Annotated in this window: 21 protein-coding genes; 7 read left to right on the top strand and 14 right to left on the bottom strand. The window is 64.6% G+C overall.

What is annotated here, in order from left to right:
• The first annotated feature begins 168 nt into the window (after nucleotides 1-168).
• Nucleotides 169-2331 (top strand): malate synthase G, encoded by a 2163-nt coding sequence (locus ABIB78_RS12020; protein ID WP_429024460.1) that lies wholly within the window; start codon nucleotides 169-171, stop codon nucleotides 2329-2331.
• A gap of 300 nt (nucleotides 2332-2631) precedes the next feature.
• Here the strand turns inward: ABIB78_RS12020 and ABIB78_RS12015 are convergent, their stop codons facing one another.
• The 3 genes from ABIB78_RS12015 to ABIB78_RS12005 form a co-directional block, all read right to left on the bottom strand.
• Nucleotides 2632-2787: a Thivi_2564 family membrane protein gene (locus ABIB78_RS12015; RefSeq protein ID WP_021076357.1), complete on the bottom strand. Its 156-nt coding sequence runs from the start codon at nucleotides 2785-2787 to the stop codon at nucleotides 2632-2634.
• Between the two features lie 113 nt (nucleotides 2788-2900).
• Nucleotides 2901-3515 (bottom strand): DUF2865 domain-containing protein, encoded by a 615-nt coding sequence (locus tag ABIB78_RS12010; protein WP_429024458.1) that lies wholly within the window; start codon nucleotides 3513-3515, stop codon nucleotides 2901-2903.
• A gap of 45 nt (nucleotides 3516-3560) precedes the next feature.
• Nucleotides 3561-4364 carry a L,D-transpeptidase gene (locus tag ABIB78_RS12005; RefSeq protein ID WP_429024457.1) on the bottom strand — a complete coding sequence of 268 codons (804 nt, stop codon included), beginning with the start codon at nucleotides 4362-4364 and terminating at the stop codon, nucleotides 3561-3563.
• Between the two features lie 229 nt (nucleotides 4365-4593).
• On the opposite strand from ABIB78_RS12005, the gene ABIB78_RS12000 reads away from it, so the two are divergent.
• The 4 genes from ABIB78_RS12000 (at nucleotide 4594) to ABIB78_RS11985 (ending at nucleotide 6793) form a co-directional block, all read left to right on the top strand.
• Nucleotides 4594-5706, top strand: a complete 1113-nt coding sequence (locus ABIB78_RS12000) for an AI-2E family transporter (RefSeq protein ID WP_429024456.1) — start codon at nucleotides 4594-4596, stop codon at nucleotides 5704-5706.
• Between the two features lie 136 nt (nucleotides 5707-5842).
• Nucleotides 5843-6214, top strand: a complete 372-nt coding sequence (locus ABIB78_RS11995; protein WP_429024454.1) for a DUF883 family protein — start codon at nucleotides 5843-5845, stop codon at nucleotides 6212-6214.
• A 32-nt stretch (nucleotides 6215-6246) separates the two neighbouring features.
• Nucleotides 6247-6378: a hypothetical protein gene (locus ABIB78_RS11990; RefSeq protein WP_429024453.1), complete on the top strand. Its 132-nt coding sequence runs from the start codon at nucleotides 6247-6249 to the stop codon at nucleotides 6376-6378.
• Nucleotides 6356-6793 carry a hypothetical protein gene (locus tag ABIB78_RS11985; protein ID WP_429024451.1) on the top strand — a complete coding sequence of 146 codons (438 nt, stop codon included), beginning with the start codon at nucleotides 6356-6358 and terminating at the stop codon, nucleotides 6791-6793. The genes ABIB78_RS11990 and ABIB78_RS11985 overlap by 23 nt, the downstream gene beginning before the upstream one ends.
• Before the next feature lie 137 nt (nucleotides 6794-6930).
• Here the strand turns inward: ABIB78_RS11985 and ABIB78_RS11980 are convergent, their stop codons facing one another.
• The 6 genes from ABIB78_RS11980 to ABIB78_RS11955 all read right to left on the bottom strand — a co-directional run bounded on the left by ABIB78_RS11980 (nucleotide 6931) and on the right by ABIB78_RS11955 (nucleotide 10275).
• Nucleotides 6931-7323 (bottom strand): hypothetical protein, encoded by a 393-nt coding sequence (locus ABIB78_RS11980; RefSeq protein ID WP_429024450.1) that lies wholly within the window; start codon nucleotides 7321-7323, stop codon nucleotides 6931-6933.
• Nucleotides 7324-7659: 336 nt separating this feature from the next.
• Entirely contained in the window at nucleotides 7660-7845 is a 186-nt protein-coding gene (locus ABIB78_RS11975; RefSeq protein WP_429024449.1) for a hypothetical protein, read from the bottom strand.
• A 139-nt stretch (nucleotides 7846-7984) separates the two neighbouring features.
• Nucleotides 7985-8170 carry a hypothetical protein gene (locus ABIB78_RS11970; RefSeq protein WP_429024447.1) on the bottom strand — a complete coding sequence of 62 codons (186 nt, stop codon included), beginning with the start codon at nucleotides 8168-8170 and terminating at the stop codon, nucleotides 7985-7987.
• 130 nt (nucleotides 8171-8300) lie between these two features.
• A complete protein-coding gene (locus ABIB78_RS11965) occupies nucleotides 8301-9227 on the bottom strand; it encodes a DMT family transporter (protein WP_429024445.1) in 927 nt (308 codons plus the stop codon).
• A 70-nt stretch (nucleotides 9228-9297) separates the two neighbouring features.
• Complete coding sequence (locus ABIB78_RS11960; protein WP_429024443.1) at nucleotides 9298-9978, bottom strand: transglutaminase-like domain-containing protein; 681 nt, start codon at nucleotides 9976-9978, stop codon at nucleotides 9298-9300.
• Between the two features lie 75 nt (nucleotides 9979-10053).
• Complete coding sequence (locus ABIB78_RS11955) at nucleotides 10054-10275, bottom strand: hypothetical protein (RefSeq protein ID WP_076860857.1); 222 nt, start codon at nucleotides 10273-10275, stop codon at nucleotides 10054-10056.
• A gap of 181 nt (nucleotides 10276-10456) precedes the next feature.
• Between ABIB78_RS11955 and ABIB78_RS11950 the strand changes: the two genes are divergently transcribed.
• Nucleotides 10457-10711 carry a hypothetical protein gene (locus ABIB78_RS11950; protein WP_429024442.1) on the top strand — a complete coding sequence of 85 codons (255 nt, stop codon included), beginning with the start codon at nucleotides 10457-10459 and terminating at the stop codon, nucleotides 10709-10711.
• 402 nt (nucleotides 10712-11113) lie between these two features.
• Here the strand turns inward: ABIB78_RS11950 and ABIB78_RS11945 are convergent, their stop codons facing one another.
• Complete coding sequence (locus ABIB78_RS11945; protein WP_429024440.1) at nucleotides 11114-11308, bottom strand: hypothetical protein; 195 nt, start codon at nucleotides 11306-11308, stop codon at nucleotides 11114-11116.
• Nucleotides 11274-11450, bottom strand: coding sequence for a hypothetical protein (locus ABIB78_RS11940; RefSeq protein WP_429024439.1), 177 nt, complete (start codon nucleotides 11448-11450; stop codon nucleotides 11274-11276). Before ABIB78_RS11940 ends, ABIB78_RS11945 begins: the two co-directional genes overlap by 35 nt.
• A 178-nt stretch (nucleotides 11451-11628) precedes the next feature.
• Between ABIB78_RS11940 and ABIB78_RS11935 the strand changes: the two genes are divergently transcribed.
• The gene (locus tag ABIB78_RS11935) at nucleotides 11629-11871 is read left to right on the top strand and encodes a hypothetical protein (protein WP_429024437.1); all 243 of its coding nucleotides are present in this window, start codon (nucleotides 11629-11631) and stop codon (nucleotides 11869-11871) included.
• Between the two features lie 26 nt (nucleotides 11872-11897).
• Here ABIB78_RS11935 and ABIB78_RS11930 read toward each other — a convergent pair whose 3' ends face one another.
• The 3 genes from ABIB78_RS11930 to ABIB78_RS11920 all read right to left on the bottom strand — a co-directional run bounded on the left by ABIB78_RS11930 (nucleotide 11898) and on the right by ABIB78_RS11920 (nucleotide 13471).
• A complete protein-coding gene (locus ABIB78_RS11930) occupies nucleotides 11898-12038 on the bottom strand; it encodes a hypothetical protein (protein WP_429024435.1) in 141 nt (46 codons plus the stop codon).
• A 57-nt stretch (nucleotides 12039-12095) separates the two neighbouring features.
• Nucleotides 12096-12458, bottom strand: coding sequence for a DMT family transporter (locus tag ABIB78_RS11925; protein ID WP_429024433.1), 363 nt, complete (start codon nucleotides 12456-12458; stop codon nucleotides 12096-12098).
• Nucleotides 12459-12745: 287 nt separating this feature from the next.
• Nucleotides 12746-13471, bottom strand: a complete 726-nt coding sequence (locus tag ABIB78_RS11920) for a TetR/AcrR family transcriptional regulator (RefSeq protein ID WP_429024431.1) — start codon at nucleotides 13469-13471, stop codon at nucleotides 12746-12748.
• Nucleotides 13472-13516 lie beyond the last annotated feature (45 nt).

The raw sequence follows: 13516 nt of genomic DNA, 5'->3' as shown, positions 1-13516 counted from the left end.
CCCCGCTTGAAGCGGGCCATGACGGCGTCATACGCGGCAACAAAGGGGCCTTCTCAGAACCATGGCTTTAGGGCAAAAAGGACCGTGAACGCGGCCCTTTGGCACGTTTTCTGCTGATTTCCTTGGAAAACAGCCCCTAAACGCCCTGTTTCTTTGAGAAAGCCCATCATGACTCGTGTCGATGCCCATGGATTGAAGATCGCCCCTGTCCTGTTCGATTTCATCGCCAAGGAGGCGACGCCGAAAACCGGGGTCGCGTCCGACGCGTTCTGGGCAGGACTTGCCGCCATCCTCCAGAAGCTCGGCCCGAAGAACCGCGAGCTGCTCGCGGTCCGCGACACGCTGCAGGCCAAGATCGACGACTGGCACCGCGCCAACAAGGGCAAGGCGTTCGACATCAACGCCTACACCGCATTCCTCAAGGAAATCGGCTATTTGCTGCCCGAGCCCGCGACCCACAAGGTCGAGACAGCAAATGTCGATGAGGAAATCGGCAAGATCTGCGGCCCGCAGCTGGTGGTGCCGCTGACCAACGCCCGCTACGCGCTGAACGCCGCCAACGCGCGCTGGGGTTCGCTGTACGACGCCTTCTACGGCACCGACGCGATCCCGCATGATCCGAGTGAGAGTGGCAAGGGTTACAACAAGGCCCGCGGCGACAAGGTGATCGCGAAGGCGAAGGCGTTCCTCGACGCGGCTGTGCCGCTCGCGACCGGAAGCCACACCGACGTGACCTCCTACGGCGTGATTGCGGGCCAGCTGTCGGTCAAGCTGAAGAGCGGCAATTCGACCGCGCTGAAGAACGGCGCCCAGTTCGCCGGCTATCAGGGCGACGCCGCCCAGCCTTCCGCGATCCTGCTCGTCAACAACGGCATGCATGTCGAGGTCAAGATCGATCGCAGCAACGTCATCGGCAAGGACGATCCGGCCGGCGTCGCCGACATGATCCTGGAGTCGGCGGTCTCGACCATTCTCGACATGGAAGACTCGGTTGCCGCCGTCGACGCCGAGGACAAGGTGCTGGTCTATCGCAATACCCTCGGCCTGATGAACGGCACGCTGTCGGCCGATTTCGAGAAGGGCGGCAAGACGCTGACGCGCTCGCTCAATGCCGACCGCGTCTACAAGACGCCCGACGGCAGCGAGCTGAAGCTGCACGGCCGCAGCCTGCTGTTGATGCGCAATGTCGGCCATCACATGTTCACCGACGCCGTGCTCGATGCGAAGGGCGAGGAGATCCCGGAAGGCATTCTGGACGCCGCCGTCGCCGGCCTGCTCGCGATCCACGACCTCAAGGGTAGTTCCAAGGTCAAGAACAGCCGCACCGGCTCGGCCTATATCGTCAAGCCGAAGATGCACGGTCCCGACGAGGTGACGCTGACCTGCGACCTGTTCGCCGAAGTCGAGAAGATGCTCTCGCTGCCGGAGAACACGCTGAAGGTCGGCATCATGGACGAGGAGCGCCGCACCACGGTCAATCTCAAGGCCTGCATCCAGCGCGCCTCCAAGCGCATCATGTTCATCAACACCGGCTTCCTCGACCGCACCGGCGACGAGATCCACACCTCAATGGAAGCGGGTCCAATGATCCGCAAGAACGACATGAAGGCCCAGCCGTGGATCAAGGCATATGAGGACTGGAACGTCGACAACGGCCTGATCGACGGCCTGCCCGGCCATGCCCAGATCGGCAAGGGCATGTGGGCCGCGCCCGACAAGATGGCCGACATGCTTGCGCAGAAGATCGGTCATCCGCAGGCCGGCGCCACCACGGCCTGGGTGCCGTCGCCGACCGCGGCTACGCTGCATGCGCTGCACTACCACCAGGTCAGCGTCATCGCCCGTCAGCAGGAGCTCGCCAAGAGTGGCCCGCGCGCAAAGCTCTCCGACATCCTCACCATTCCGGTGTCGCAGTCGAACTGGGCGCCCGACGATGTGAAGCAGGAGATCGACAATAACTGCCAGGGCATCCTGGGCTACGTTGTCCGCTGGATCGACCAGGGCGTCGGCTGCTCCAAGGTGCCCGACATTCACGACGTCGGGCTGATGGAAGACCGCGCCACCCTGCGCATCTCGAGCCAGCATCTGGCGAATTGGCTGCATCAGGGCGTCATCACCAGGGATCAGGTGATGGAGTCGCTGAAGCGCATGGCCGTCGTCGTCGACAAGCAGAACGCCGGCGATTCCCTCTACAAGCCGATGGCGCCCGCGTTCGACGGCGTCGCTTTCAAGGCCGCCTGCGACCTCATCTTCGAGGGACGTACGCAGCCGAACGGCTACACCGAATACATCCTCACCGCGCGCCGCCGCGAGGCCAAGGCCGCGGGCTGATCCGCGTTTCCCTCGACAAGCAAAAGCCCCGGCGATGAGCCGCGGCTTTTTTGCTGGCGCCGCAGATGGCGCTAGAGGAGCCGGATGCGATAGCCTGCCGTCGCAGGGGCGCACTGCCAAAATATCGAAAACAACCCCATGCAAAGTAGCCGGCGGCTGCCGGCGGACACTGCAACTTGACTCGTCGGGCAAATCAGCGGCATTCTTCCATTATTCCGAAATCATGCAGACGCCCCTCGCAGGGTCATCACCCGCGCATGCGGGTGATCCAGTATTCCAGAGACCGCAGTACCTTCGTACCTAGAAGACCGCCAGATATTTCAGCAGCGAGACGATGCCGATGATGATGACGACGACGCGCGCGATCTGCTTGGCGCGACCGTCGAGCGGCAGCATGTTGATGAGATAAAGAACGAGAATAATGACGAGGAAGGTGACGAGTACGCCGACGAGCATGCGGGGCCCCCTGATGGCATCGGTGAATGTGCCGTTCGCCCGTTGCCAACGTGCGAGAGGGAGGCAGGTTCCGAACTCCGGAACCGAAAGTCGCCGGGCTCGTCCAAGCGACGCTACTCGCGCGCCACCACAGCCGGCCGGCCATATTTGGCGCGTATGCGATCCGGCGCCGGCGTGAAGTTGAGCTGCGCACCACGCCGGTCCGGACGGCTCACCGACATCAGCCCGTCCTTGCCGGCAACAATGTCGCCCTTGCGCAGGGTCGGATCGTCTTCAATTTTGACTGCGGCCAAGCCGACCGAGTCCTTGCCGTTGCAGGTGCAGCCCGAAACGATCTCGTCGCGATAGCGGAACGCGTTCGGCAGCTCGGAATACGGCTTGCCGTCTTCCGTCGCGGCGCTGTCGATATTGCCGCCATAGACCACCTCGGTCGCGCTCGCCGGGCAGAAGCTGTTGCAGCTCTCCGCCTTGCTCTGGTTGCCGGCCGCAGCCAGCGGGAAGTAGCGGCCGTCACAAGTGCGCACGCAGTAGGCCTGGCCGACATCGTAGCGCGGACGGCGCTCGACCCGTGGTGACGCCATGGGCGGGCCATCGTCGAACGGCATCCGGATCATCGGCGGACGGCCCCGCATGAAGCCGCCGAAAAGTTGCGAGAAGAAATCCTGGGCGTGCGCCGCGGGCGCAAGGGACAGGCCAAGCAATGCCGCCGTCCCGAACGCCCACCGCATGGAGTATCGCGTCACCATCACCGACCCTCAGTACAACGCCGATCCTCAGTACAACGAGGAAGCGGTCGGAATGTTCATCGCCTGACGGCCGGAAGGCAGCGTCGTCACCGCAGGCCGCTTCTGTGCCGGCCGGACCGAAATCTGCGTTGTGGTCGGGCCAAGCTCGCGCGTGGCGAGATGCGGCGCGTTCTTCGGCAGCACCACGACCCTGGTGCCGACATCGACGCGGCTGAACAGGTCGGAGACATCTTCATTGGTCAGGCGGATGCAGCCCGACGACACGAACTTGCCGATCGTCGACGGGTCGTTGGTGCCGTGGATACGGTACTCGCTGGAGCCGAGATACATCGCGCGCGCACCGAGCGGGTTGCCCGGGCCGCCGGCCATGAAGCGCGGCAGATAGGGCTGGCGCTTGATCATCTCGGCCGGCGGGTGCCAGTCCGGCCACTCGGCCTTGCGGCTGATCGTCTGCGTGCCCGCCCAGGTGAAACCCTCGCGGCCGACGCCGACGCCGTAGCGGATCGCCCGGCCGCCGCCCAGCACGTAGTAGAGCGCGGTGTTGCCGGTATCGATGATGATCGTGCCTGGCGCCTCTGACGTGTTGAGCGCGACGGTGGTGCGGCGCAGCCGCTCCGGCAGCGCGCCGTCCTCGGTCGAGGGATCGTTCATCACCTCGTCGGAGGGGAATGCGCCCGGCTGCGCCGACGCATAACCGAGCGCAGAAGAGCGGACTTGGGCGCTGGCCGGGGTGGCGATAACGAACTGCGTCGCGAGCAGGACGCTGGCGAAGGCAAGGGTGCGCGCGGCGCGCGACGCAAGCCGGCGGCTGGAGAGAAACTGCTGTGTCATGTGCTGCCCCTGAACGGGATGCGCATCGTGGTGATGCGATGCCAAGCCAACGCGCGTGGCCATCAGAGAGTTCCGACGCGAATCATCGCGAAGCCGCGATTGTCAACCCGCTGCGTGTCACGAACCCGCGATGGAACCAATCCCGGGGCGGGCCGTTGTCAGGCGCTATTTGACGCGCGGGACCGCCTCGCAGCGCGAAATTCATTCATCCTCATGCGGGAGGAGTCTGGTGCGCGCCTTTCCGAGTGAACGTCTGCTTGGCAATGCGCACGAAGGCACGCCCGTCCCCGACAGCAAAGCCGAACTGCCGCCGGTTATCCGCCGCGCCGAGGTCGTCGCCTTTGCGCTGGTCGCGCTGCTGGTCATTGTCATCGTCGCGGTGCTCTATCTGGCGCGAGCTTTCTTCCTGCCGATCACCATGGCCTTCATTGTCGGCACCATGCTGTCGCCGGCGGCGAGCCTGCTCGAGCGCTACCGGATCCCGCGCGCGCTCGGCGCCGTAGTGATCGTGATCGCGGTCGGCGCCGCCGTTACCTTCATGGTCGGACTGATTGCCTCGCCTGTGATGGAATGGAGCGCGCGGCTCCCCGAGCTTGGCGCGATCCTGAAGGAGAAGCTGCACGTGTTCGACCGGCTGCTTGCACTGTGGCAGGAGCTGCAGAGCATGGTCGGCGGCTCCGACCCGCTGGCCACTTTCCAGCTGCCGAAATTCGAATGGGTGCAGCCGACGCTGGAATTCCTGTCGCCGACCTTCGCCGAATTCCTGCTGTTCATCGTCACCCTGATCCTGTTCATTGCGAGCTGGAAGGATCTGCGCCGGGCGCTGGTGATGACCTTCAGCGAACGCGAGGCGCGGCTGCGCACGCTGCGCATCCTCAACGAGATCGAGATCCATCTCGGCAACTATCTGCTGACAGTGACCATCATCAACGTCGGCGTCGGTATCGTGACTGGCGCGATCTGCGCGGCGACAGGCATGCCCAACCCGGCCGGGCTCGGCGCGCTCGCCGCGACGCTGAACTTCATTCCGATCATCGGCCCGGTCGCGATGTTCGTGGTGCTGGTCGTGGTCGGCATCATCGCCTCGCCGACCATCGGCGCCGGGCTGATCGCGCCGGCCTGCTTTACCGTCGTGACCTTCATGGAAGGACATTTCGTGACGCCGACGATCGTCGGCCGCAGGCTGTCGCTGAATGCGCTTGCGGTCTTTCTCGCGCTCGCGTTCTGGACCTGGCTGTGGGGCCCGATGGGCGCGTTTCTGTCGTCGCCGCTGCTGATCGTTGGATTGATCGTCAAGGAGCATTTGATGCCGGTCAATTCGCCGCAGCTGCCGGAGGATTAGAAAGCGTTTTCAAGCGAAGTGGGCACCGGTTCGCGTGAAGAAAACGCGTCAAATAACAAGGCCCGGTTTCGCATCTGGAACTTTGCCTGATGCGAGGCGTTTTTCCCGCAACACGCGAATTATCCGGGGGCTTTCGATGTCGAGCACGGACAGCGCATTTGGGATCAAGCACATGACGGACAAAGCGACCTACGAACGCCTCGAGAAGGATGTCACCGCCGTGAAGAACGATATCGCAGCCCTTACCGAACAGATCACCGACGCGCTCAACTCGTTTGCGAACAACGCAAGCAAGCAGGCGCGCCGCCGCTACAAGGATGCGCGCGCCAACGCGGAATCGACCTTTGACGACATGTCGGAGCGCGGCAGCGCGATGATTGGCGCGGCGCAGGAGGCGGCGTCCTCGATCGAGGAATCGCTGGAAGAGGTGATCACGCAGCGGCCGCTGGCGACCGTCGGCCTTGCGCTCGGCCTCGGCTTTCTGATCGGCGTCACCTGGCGCCGCTAGGCGCCGTCCAACTCCGGCAGAGGAGGCCCGCGATGACGGTCATCCGTAAACCACTGTTCTGGACGAGATGGCAGCGCTGGCGTGCCACCGCCTCGTTTGTCGATACGCTCTTCAAGGCAAGGTTCAAGGCAAGGCCGGTCGATGCTTCAGCGGCTGATCGATGACGTCAAGGAATCCACCGGCAGCGCGCTGCGGCTGACGTCGCTTGCCGCTGCCGCCGCGGTCGCGCTGTTCATCACCATTGGCTTCCTGTGCGCGGCCGCCTTCGTCTACGTGCTGCAGAACTACGGGCCGGTGGCAGCGTGCCTCTCCGGCGCAGCATTGTTCCTCGTCGTCACGCTGATCGCCGCCGGCGTCTACACGGTGCGCAAGCGCGAGATGCGCCGGCGCGCCGAGAAAGCGGCCAAGGCCGCCGCGGCCAATGTGTTCGCCGATCCTGTGGTGGTGGCCACCGGTCTGCAGATCGTCCGGGCCATCGGCGTGAAGCGGCTGATCCCGATCCTGGCGGTCGGCGGCCTCGCGCTCGGCCTGATGGCAAGCCGCAGCACCGCCGGCAACAACGAGCCGGACGAGGAATGACGCCTTCGCTTGGGGTGTTGCGACGACCGGTTGAAGCCGCCCAGTATTCGAGAGACAGCTATTGTTGAGCGGAGGGGCCGCGGCGTACTGGATTGCCCGCTTTCGCGGACGATGACACCGGTGGATGAATGACCGGCTCAGGTCACGCAGCGACCGGGCTGCAGCAGCTTGGCCACTTCGGTCAGGACGCTGACCACCGGCTCGCAGGCGACCTTGCGGGTATCGCCAGGCCGGGCCCGTGCAGGTGCTGCAGGGTGATTGCGGGCCTCTTCCCGCGCCACGGGGACGCGGACCAAGAGCGACGTATCGGGAAGCCGATCGACCTTCAGCGCGACGGTCCGGCTCGGCAGGCCGGTCGCTGGAACCGTGGCACGGTCGGTCTTGGCGGCGCGATTGACGGCGCTCTCCGGCGCCACGGCGGTGGTGACCTGCTGACCGCCAATGAGATCGTGGCCGGATGCGAGCTGGACGGCGCCAAGCGTCAATCCGGCCGCCAACGCAGCGAAAATTCCTTTTTGAATCTTTGACATGATGATGTCCCTCGCCCCATGGAAATTCCCTTGGCGATCACGGACACAACGCGAACGAAACCTGTGGAGTTCTCACGTCAGGCCATCACTTAACCGTGTACGAAATTATTTTCAGGCGCACGGAACGAGTCAGGGGGGATGCGAGTCATTGGAAGAGCCGGTTATTCCCCCTGCCCCATTGACCGGCGACGTAGGGCGCGACCGTGGTGATGCCGGTCGCGCCCTGCTCTTTTTCGGGGCGCGCCGCGAACGATGCGTCAGCCGCCCTGTCACGCACCCGTTGCATTGGATGTCAGGCAGCGGAGCACCGGTCCTCTCGCCAGAGGCGCGTCTGTCTCACGCATCGTCGCTTGATTGCATGTCGGATTGCTTGTCCTGGGATCGGACAACCGTCGCTTCACGGCAGGACGGGCACCGACCGACGTTAAACTTGATTCCGATCGTCTGGTCGTCGACGAGCATCAGATCGCTCAAGGGCTCGCCGCATTTGCACGTCACCGTTTTCTTATCGGCAAAATACATCTGACGTTCTCCATAAGCCTGGAGATTGCTTCTCGTCATTGGGGCGAGCCCGATTGCGCCGTGCTCGCCGCCTCGCTTCCGCTCCTTCTCCGTCGGTCAGATCCGGGCAATCCGGACGGTGAGTGTGGTTCTCCGGCTATTACTTCGAGGCGGATTGCGGCTGCGTCCGATCCTGCGAGGCCTCGCGCGCCTGCCGCTCGGCCTTGAGGCGCTGGAAATTGTCGTAGAAGGCCTTCTCGTTGGCGCGATGCTCCTTCATCGCCTGCGACGCCTCTTGCTGACGCTGCTCGTCACGGACCTTGCGCTGCTGGGGAGTCAAGTTCATACGACACTCCGATTAAGCTATTGAATCGACGATGGATTCAACGCACATGCCGGCGAAAAGTTGCATCCGGGCGGAGGTTTCGGTCGGCGAGTGATCCCGCGCATGATCCTGGCAGGAAAGCGCGCCCGGCCTATTTGCGCAGGCTCGCCCAGACGCCGCCGAGGATCAGCAGGCCGCCAGCCAGGTGGATCAGCTTCGGTGGCTCGCCAAGGATGATCCAGGACAGCAGCGCGCTCGCGATCGGCGCGACATAGAGCACCAGCGACGTGCGCACAGAGCCGAACCTTGCGCCGAGCCAGGCGAAGCCGGCATAGGCGATCAGGCCGGGCACGAGGCCGGCGAAGACATAGGTCTCGAACGCCCGGGCGTTGAAGACCGCAGCCGGCGTGGCCCACATCTCCTGGAGCGCGGGCGGCAGCGAGCACAGCGCGCCGGCCGCCGAGAACAGGCTGACCCGCGCCAGCAGCGAGGCGCGCGGCGCGACGCGCGATTGCACCAGCGTGTAGCCGGACCAGCCGAGCATCGCGCACACCACCAGGAGATCGCCCCAGGCCGCGCTCGATTGCGTCAGCGTTTCCAGATGGCCGCCCGAGACGATCAGGAGTGCGCCGGCGAGCGCGAGCGCGGTCCCGAGCCATTGCAGCGGACCGATATGCTCGATGCCGAGCGCCGCCGAGATCAGCAGCACCATGATCGGCGACAGCGCGAAGATCAGCGCGATATGGATCGCCGTGGTGGTGATGCCCGCGATGTAGACCGGGCCGCCGCACAGGAACATGCCAAGGAAGCCCGCGGCGAGGATCGGCCAGAGATTCTGCGCCAGCGGGATCTTTCCGTCCCGGATCGCCGCGATCGCAAACGGCGCAAGGCCGATGGCGATGATGCTCCAGCGGAAGAAGGCCAGCGAGAACGGCGGCACCGAGCCGGCAAGGCCGCGCGCCAGGACCTGGTTGGAGGCCTGCCCGACCGCGACCAGGATGAAGCCGGTCAGCGCGACCGCGTCCTCCCAGCCTGTGGCCGGGCGGCTGACCTGCGCTTTCGGCAGCTCCGTATCCATGACACCGCCCCCTCAGCCGGTGCGCAATTGACCAGGACGGCTTCCGCCGGCGCTTCGCGGCACGCGCCCGCTACTGCGCCGCCGCCTCCTGCTCCATGTCGCGGCCGGACATGTCCTCGCCCTGCATGTTGGCGTATTCGCGCGCCATCTCGCGCATCAGGAATTTGGCGGGGACGTCGTGATAGGCTCCGTGGTCGTTGACATACTGCATGTAGGCGCGCCCTTCGCCGTCGAAGGGATGCAGCAGCGCATCTGAATGGCCGTCGAAGTCGAGCGGCTTGACGCCGAGCTTGGCGCACAGCGTGTCGTTGAAGGTCGGGGTCGCCTTGCGCCAGGCGCCGTCGACGAACACTTCGGTAAAGCCGTGCCAGGTGAACAGGTCCGACCCCATGCTCTGGCGCAGCTTTTCGGTGGTGAGATGGTTGCGGACATCGGCGAAGCCGACGCGGGCCGGGATGCCGTGGACCCGGCAGGCGGCGGCATAGAGCGCCGCCTTGCCGACGCAGTAGCCATTGCCGGCGGCGAGCACGCTTGAGGCCCGGTAGCTCTCGGGCGAGCGCATGCTGACATAGGGGTTGTAGCGGATGCCGTCACGCACTGCGGTGTAGAGCCGGCTCGCTCTGTCGCGCGCGCTGGCGTCGGCCGGGACGGCGGCACGGGCGAACGCCTCGACGGCGGGATGGTCGCTGTCGACATATTCGCCGGGATCGGTGTAGAGGCGGCTGATCGTATCGGGGAGATGCTCGGTCATGCCGCGAGCTTAGCAAGCCATGACCACAGTTCAATGGGCGCAGTTCGATGCGGCGCTATTCGCTGCCCTGCCCGCTCAATTCCTGAAGCGTTCGTCCCATTGCGGCGGCTGGTAGCTGCGCCGCTTCGCCTTGAAATATTCGCGTGCGAAATGGATGCCGATCCCGATCAGGAATGGCGGGGCAAGCGCGGCAGCGATCATCAGCGCGGTGATCGACTTCGGCGTCAGGATGTCCAGCACCATCGACGCCAGCAGCCACAGCGTGGCAGCAATCACCGCGACGTCGACGTGCTTCATTCCCAGGTCTTTCCCTTGGACCCCATCATCCGGGTTCCATCCTACCGGCTGGTCCCGCATGCGCCAAGGATTCCGGGCGGCAGACGATACCTCCGGCCCTTCACTTTTTTGGAACGCGCTTCCTTGGAACGACGCCCGCGCGGGCAACGTTGGTCCGGATCGACCGAACGTGGAGGCCGCGATGGGCAATTCCAGTGACATCCACAGCGGCGTCGACCGTCCCGCCAGCCAAAACGGCGTCAACGACCCGGTCGGCGGGGTCGATGTGAAGCGGACGTTCGACGATAACCAGACAGCCCACGAACGCGCGCAATGGGCCGCTGACGTGCGCGCCGACGCCTCGCCCAGACGCAGTGAGGCGTTCCTGCCCGAGGCGCTGCGACGGCCGCCGACCGCGCCGTTGAACCCGCGCACCGGCCGCCATCCCACTGATTAGCGCCCTAGCAAGGCGACGACACCGACGAGCCAGATCGACCCGACCACGGCGCCAAGCGCCAATCAGTGCCGACGGTCCTTAGGCGCCAGTCAGTACCGGCGCCGGACCACGCCTGTATCGTCAAAGTTGGCGTATCGCTTGATCGCACGGGTGAACTCGTGTCGAGCTGGCTTGCCGAGAGGAGCGCTTTCCTGAACTCGATGCGGAAGCACTGGCGATTGTCAAACGCGCCCAGCCGTTCCCACCGCCTCCTGTGGACACGGCAGGTCAGGACTTCCGGCTGATCTTGCCCATCACCTTTAATAATCCTGTCCCGCCATCGAACGATGCTGTCCTTAAGGCAAAGCTGAATTCAGTCTGCCGCGGATGCTGAGCGACCCGTACGCCGTGGCCGGTGTCGGCTTACTCGCTCATCGACAGCATCGCGTTCAGCTCGACGGCTGTGCGCAGCTGCTCGATGCGTGCGGCAATCTGTTCGCGTTCGGCGCCGCGCGGCAGCTGTGCGAGTCGGCTCTCGAGCCGTATCCGGTGCTCCTCCAGCCGCTGCTCAAACGTATGAGGTTCAGAACGCTTCCGCTTTCGAATCGTCTTCTGCATCGTTGACCTTTGGCGGTTGCAGGCCGGGACTGTTGGCCCAGCGGTCCAGTTGATCGATAACCCGCGCGTGGCTCGGGCGCCGTGGTTCCGGCGCTTTCGGCTCCTCGGATAGCTTGCGGGGAAGCTTGACATCGTCGGTCATGGCATCACTCCCGCAAAATAACGAAACAGCCGCCGGCCCGTTCCTTTATTTTCCACTCAAGACATTGATATTGTTGACAAATAATACTCAATCGACGTTTTTGTATGAGCTTGAGGAACCCGCCGCGATTTGGTTCGTTTAGCAGATCACTCAACGAGCTAAGTCTGGGTGTATTGCGATGAATGAGTTACGCGCCGAGCGACTCCAGGTCATGCTCACACCAGAGGAATTGGCTGCCCTCGACGATTTCCGGTTCAGACACCGCATGCCGACCCGCGCCGCCGCGGTGCGCGAGCTGCTCAAGCTCGGTCTGACCAGCAACGGCACCGATGCCGAGACTGGGGTGAAGTCCAGCGAATACGGGGTGCTCAACCGAGGGCCCGACGGGCACACTCAAGGAGACGGGGCAGGCGACAAGTGACGGCGCGTTGGCGCTGATGCGACGGTTCAGCCGGCAACGAACAGATCCACGATTGCCTTCAGTGTGGAGACCACGAGCGCCGACGTGAACATCGCCGTGCCGAGATCTGCGAGATAAAGCAGCTGCGCCTTCTGCTCCGCATCAAGCCGCGCGATCGCCTTACGCATGGCCAAGCTCCCTTTTCAAGAGAACGCGATGCGCCGACGTCCGTTCCAGCGCGGCCCTCAGGCCCGCTGCAGCGCCAGCGTCACGCCGCCCAGCGTCAGCGCCATGGCGCCGATCTCGCGCAGCCCCAGCGGCTCGCCGAGGATGATCGCGGCCGACACCACGCCGATTACCGGCACCAGCAGCATGCCCGTTGACGCGGACGTCGGCGGCAGGCGGCGCAACGTCTCGAACCAGGTAAGATAGCAGATGCCCATCGGCATCAGCGTCATGTAGGCGAAGCAGCCGAGGCCGAGCGGCGTGATCGCGGCATAGTTCGGGTGCTCGAAGAAAATGCCGAGCAGGAGCATCACAAGACAGCCGATGCCGACCTGCCAGGCGACCACCGCGAGCGGCGGCATCGGCAGCGGCTTGCGGTTCAATACATTGCCGAGCGCGAAGCGCCAGCGCGCCCAGGATCACCGCCGCGCACCCGGCAAGTCCGCGGGTGAACAGCGGCGGCCATTGCTGCAGCGACAGCTTGATCAGCGGCCAGTTCAGGGCCAGCCGAACGCCGTCGCCACCAGGCAGAGAAAGCCGACCGTTCTGTCGCGTTGAGTCGTATCCATGGCCGCGCTTAGCAGGCGGAGGCGTGCTATTCACAGCGCATCGCGCATGCAGGGGCGCGTGGCGCGCGCATGATCCGGGATGTAGCTTCGGCTACCGCCCGTCAGGCAAAAGTGCCGATCGATATCCGCGGCCAGCCCTCGCTTTTCCGCGCGGCGGCAAGCCTGGTCGTCCAGGCATCGATCAGGCTCGCGATCAGCAAGCGGCCGGTGCCGCGCATGTCCGGAAGTTTCATGGTCGGCGTGCCGAGCGTCAGCGCGACCACGCCGTGCGTTGCCGCAAGCAGCGCGGTCGCGAGCCGCTGCGGCAGGCCCGGCCCCGGCTCGGCGCCATGCGCCGCCAGAAATTCCCGCACCGACATCACGAACAGCTCGTAGCTGCGGAGCGCGATCTCGGTCTCGCCGAAGTAGACGCCGTCGGGAAATCGGCGGTCCTCGACCGTGCCGGACATCGAGAACAGCGAACGGAAGTGATCGGGATTGTCGGCCCAGTAATCGAGATAGGTTTCCATCACGCGCCGCAGCCGCAGATCGCTGTCGGCCGTCTGCGCGCGAACCCGCTCGAGCTGACCGGCAACCGCCTCGAGATTCTGCTGCTTCACCGCGAGCAGCAGCAGCAGCTTGGTCGGATAGTATTTGAGGACGGTGCCCTTGGAATAGCCGATCGCGTCGGCGATCTTCTGGATCGAAACGGTCTCGAGCGTGCCGGCGGCGAACTCCTTGCGCGCGGTCTCGAGGATCAGCGCCTTCAGCGCCTCCTTGTCGGCCTCCTGGCGCGCCCTGCGCTGAAACCGCCGCGCCCCCTTGCTGGATCGCTCCTTGATCGACATTGCCGTCTCCTGGAGCCTTTTCCGTTCCGATGGAATCGAAACGAG

It is taken from the genome of Bradyrhizobium sp. I1.14.4 (genome assembly GCF_050435825.1).
Classification (GTDB): domain Bacteria; phylum Pseudomonadota; class Alphaproteobacteria; order Rhizobiales; family Xanthobacteraceae; genus Bradyrhizobium.
The sequence above is the reverse complement of the archived record's forward strand: the minus strand, read 5'-3'. Positions and strand labels throughout refer to the sequence as shown.

Bases quoted from the DNA above. Each gene is read 5' to 3' on its own strand.
- ABIB78_RS12010 (WP_429024458.1), bottom strand. From the start codon at position 3,515: ATGCGGTGGGCGTTCGGGACGGCGGCATTGCTTGGCCTGTCCCTTGCG.
- ABIB78_RS12020 (WP_429024460.1), top strand. From the start codon at position 169: ATGACTCGTGTCGATGCCCATGGATTGAAGATCGCCCCTGTCCTGTTC.
- ABIB78_RS11950 (WP_429024442.1), top strand. From the start codon at position 10,457: ATGGGCAATTCCAGTGACATCCACAGCGGCGTCGACCGTCCCGCCAGC.
- ABIB78_RS11970 (WP_429024447.1), bottom strand. From the start codon at position 8,170: ATGAACTTGACTCCCCAGCAGCGCAAGGTCCGTGACGAGCAGCGTCAG.
- ABIB78_RS11930 (WP_429024435.1), bottom strand. From the start codon at position 12,038: ATGCGTAAGGCGATCGCGCGGCTTGATGCGGAGCAGAAGGCGCAGCTG.
- ABIB78_RS11985 (WP_429024451.1), top strand. From the start codon at position 6,356: ATGCTTCAGCGGCTGATCGATGACGTCAAGGAATCCACCGGCAGCGCG.
- ABIB78_RS11990 (WP_429024453.1), top strand. From the start codon at position 6,247: ATGACGGTCATCCGTAAACCACTGTTCTGGACGAGATGGCAGCGCTGG.
- ABIB78_RS11940 (WP_429024439.1), bottom strand. From the start codon at position 11,450: ATGACCGACGATGTCAAGCTTCCCCGCAAGCTATCCGAGGAGCCGAAA.
- ABIB78_RS11945 (WP_429024440.1), bottom strand. From the start codon at position 11,308: ATGCAGAAGACGATTCGAAAGCGGAAGCGTTCTGAACCTCATACGTTT.
- ABIB78_RS12005 (WP_429024457.1), bottom strand. From the start codon at position 4,364: ATGACACAGCAGTTTCTCTCCAGCCGCCGGCTTGCGTCGCGCGCCGCG.
- ABIB78_RS11980 (WP_429024450.1), bottom strand. From the start codon at position 7,323: ATGTCAAAGATTCAAAAAGGAATTTTCGCTGCGTTGGCGGCCGGATTG.
- ABIB78_RS11960 (WP_429024443.1), bottom strand. From the start codon at position 9,978: ATGACCGAGCATCTCCCCGATACGATCAGCCGCCTCTACACCGATCCC.
- ABIB78_RS12015 (WP_021076357.1), bottom strand. From the start codon at position 2,787: ATGCTCGTCGGCGTACTCGTCACCTTCCTCGTCATTATTCTCGTTCTT.
- ABIB78_RS11935 (WP_429024437.1), top strand. From the start codon at position 11,629: ATGAATGAGTTACGCGCCGAGCGACTCCAGGTCATGCTCACACCAGAG.
- ABIB78_RS11965 (WP_429024445.1), bottom strand. From the start codon at position 9,227: ATGGATACGGAGCTGCCGAAAGCGCAGGTCAGCCGCCCGGCCACAGGC.
- ABIB78_RS11955 (WP_076860857.1), bottom strand. From the start codon at position 10,275: ATGAAGCACGTCGACGTCGCGGTGATTGCTGCCACGCTGTGGCTGCTG.
- ABIB78_RS11975 (WP_429024449.1), bottom strand. From the start codon at position 7,845: ATGTATTTTGCCGATAAGAAAACGGTGACGTGCAAATGCGGCGAGCCC.
- ABIB78_RS11995 (WP_429024454.1), top strand. From the start codon at position 5,843: ATGTCGAGCACGGACAGCGCATTTGGGATCAAGCACATGACGGACAAA.
- ABIB78_RS11920 (WP_429024431.1), bottom strand. From the start codon at position 13,471: ATGTCGATCAAGGAGCGATCCAGCAAGGGGGCGCGGCGGTTTCAGCGC.